Source organism: Streptomyces sp. NPDC007856, from assembly GCF_042868225.1.
In the GTDB taxonomy this organism is placed as follows: Bacteria; Actinomycetota; Actinomycetes; order Streptomycetales; family Streptomycetaceae; genus Streptomyces.
This window is the reverse complement of sequence record NZ_JBIAEC010000099.1, coordinates 1-2,093: the sequence shown is the minus strand read 5'-3', so window position 1 is coordinate 2,093 and position 2,093 is coordinate 1. Positions and strand designations below refer to the sequence as shown.

At 64.3% G+C, this 2,093-nt stretch carries 2 protein-coding genes; both read left to right on the top strand.

Annotation, left to right across the window (positions count from 1 at the left end; all coding sequences use genetic code 11):
- Positions 1-228 precede the first annotated feature (228 nt).
- Positions 229-819 (top strand): hypothetical protein, encoded by a 591-nt coding sequence (locus tag ACFYOH_RS44715; RefSeq protein ID WP_388638099.1) that lies wholly within the window; start codon positions 229-231, stop codon positions 817-819.
- Positions 820-1,164: 345 nt separating this feature from the next.
- Positions 1,165-1,455, top strand: a complete 291-nt coding sequence (locus tag ACFYOH_RS44710; protein WP_388638097.1) for a MarR family winged helix-turn-helix transcriptional regulator — start codon at positions 1,165-1,167, stop codon at positions 1,453-1,455.
- The last annotated feature ends 638 nt before the right edge of the window (positions 1,456-2,093 follow it).

Below are 2,093 nucleotides of genomic sequence, written 5' to 3'. Positions count from 1 at the left end.
GTGCGGTCATCGTGCTGATCTCCTTCGAGCTTCGACACCTCGAAGATCAGCCGGTGGCCGTTCATCTATTGCGGGCCTCATCCCAACGCCGGAGCAAACCCCCGGATCAGGTCAAACCCGTACACCACTTCCCTGGACGCAACCAGGAGCCCGCACCTGGTCGACTACACCCAACACCAAATGACCCGTACCATGCGCAATGTCATCCACACAAGGGAGCAAACGGTTGTGACCAGCCAATCAGCCGCCACGCTCCGATCGCGGTACGTCGAGCAAGCCGCGTCGGACCTTGAAAAAAATCACTCTCGTCAGCAGGAATTGGCAGAAGCCATCGCCAGGTTGAAGCAGGAGGAAGCCCTCCTGGTGGACATCCTGACTCTTGCCGAACGATACGAAGGCCCGCCGGAGTCATCGCACTTGCCCAAGCAGGCGCAGGACGTGCCGGAGCCCAGGCAGGCGAACCAAGTGCCTCGGGCCGAAGCCGTTCCGTCCGCCGGGGCGCCGGGGTCCTCGGTCCCGCACCCACACGCCGACGAGGAGGCGAACGCGCAGGGGAAGACGCGTCGGCCACTGCTCGGAGACGTCTTGACGATGTTGCTCGGCGCACACGCGGAGCCGCGTCTGGCCAAGGAACTACGGGACGAACTACTGCGGAAGTATCCGGACCGGAACCCGACTCCCCAGGTCGTGCGGAACACGCTCGAGGCGCTGGTCGCCAAGGGACGCGTCCAGCGGCACAAACAGCAGCGATCGGTCATGTACTCACTGGCCGCACACGCGGCACCGGACATCGCCGACGGCGAAGCGCAGACAGGCTGACCAGGGATACCTGTCATTTCCACGTGGGCCGTCGACGTGGATCGCTGCGGGCTTGCGTATCCGTCGATGTGCCTCGCCGACTCGGCTCGCGCGGGGCACGTCGGGATGATCAGGTCATATCTCCCGTACCTCCGAGTGACTCCTTCACTCGGGGGCACGACCTCGTTCTGCGATGCGAGGCCAATATGACCGGTCACTCTATTTCGACACGTTTGCTTGAGCCGCTGCATTTTGTCTCCATCGGGAGAAACAAACATGTGCGGTACTTTCCAGTGCCGGGAGTCGAGGGAGAAGGAGCCGTGCACCCGTCCCCTGAAGCCGACCCCGGCCACTTACATCACGTCCATGGCAGACAGGACGACCATCGAGCCCCTCGCGCTCCTGCGGGCTCTCCGCAGGGTAATAGCCTTCCTGCCTCGGATCACAGACGCAGACACGCTTGAGAAACATCCCATTTCCAAGACCGTGTACACGGTCTTGATACTTCTCTCCGAGGCGTCGGACAACCAGAACCGGATGAATGAGCTCGCCCGCATGCACGCGCTGTCGCTGAGCAGCATGACCCGGGTGGTGAACAGGCTGGAGGCCCAGTCGCTGGTCCTGCGCGAAAGATGCTCTGGCGACGCGAGGGCGTAGCTCGCCGTCCTCGCCAGCTCTGGGTGGACACAGCTGAAGTAGGCGCGGCCCACCAACCTCGCGAGCGTGCGACGCAACATTTTCTCGCACTTGGAAGGCAGCAACCTCGCCGTGGCCGTGCAAGTCGTGGAGCGCATAGGCCCCCTCCTGAAGCTTGTTGCCGTCCGCCCTCCGCCACACGGGGGGACCTTTTCCGCATTCTGTTGCGCGCTTCCGCAGAGGACTCCCGCGGGTTCTGGCGCACTCGAACTTGCCGTTCGCTCACACTAAAGACGGGGCCTGGGACCGAAAAGGTTCACGCCGAATCCTCTCCGGCCTCCTCGGCCTACCGGGCCTGGACGAGCAGGACCGCCAGCCTGCGCTTCAGGCAGTCCCCGCCCCTTCGGACCGCGGACTTCCCGGCTCGCTGACCTGCCGCCCGGCGGCGCGACGCCGTACTCGGCAACGAAGGCGCCCTGCGCATGCGTCGATGGTGGGTATCTCCCCTGACCTCCACCCCGTGTTCCTGCTCATCGGTGCGGGTACGTGGCCGGACGCAGGACCGAGCCCGGTCGCGTCCACCGAGGTGGTGTATCGACGGCCACTCGGTGATCTCGTTTTGAGGCTATGCGGTGAGTTCGGTCGGGAGGACGGTCTCG

Excerpts from the sequence above, each read along its gene's own strand:
- ACFYOH_RS44710 (WP_388638097.1), top strand. The coding sequence starts at position 1,165 with ATGGCAGACAGGACGACCATCGAGCCCCTCGCGCTCCTGCGGGCTCTC.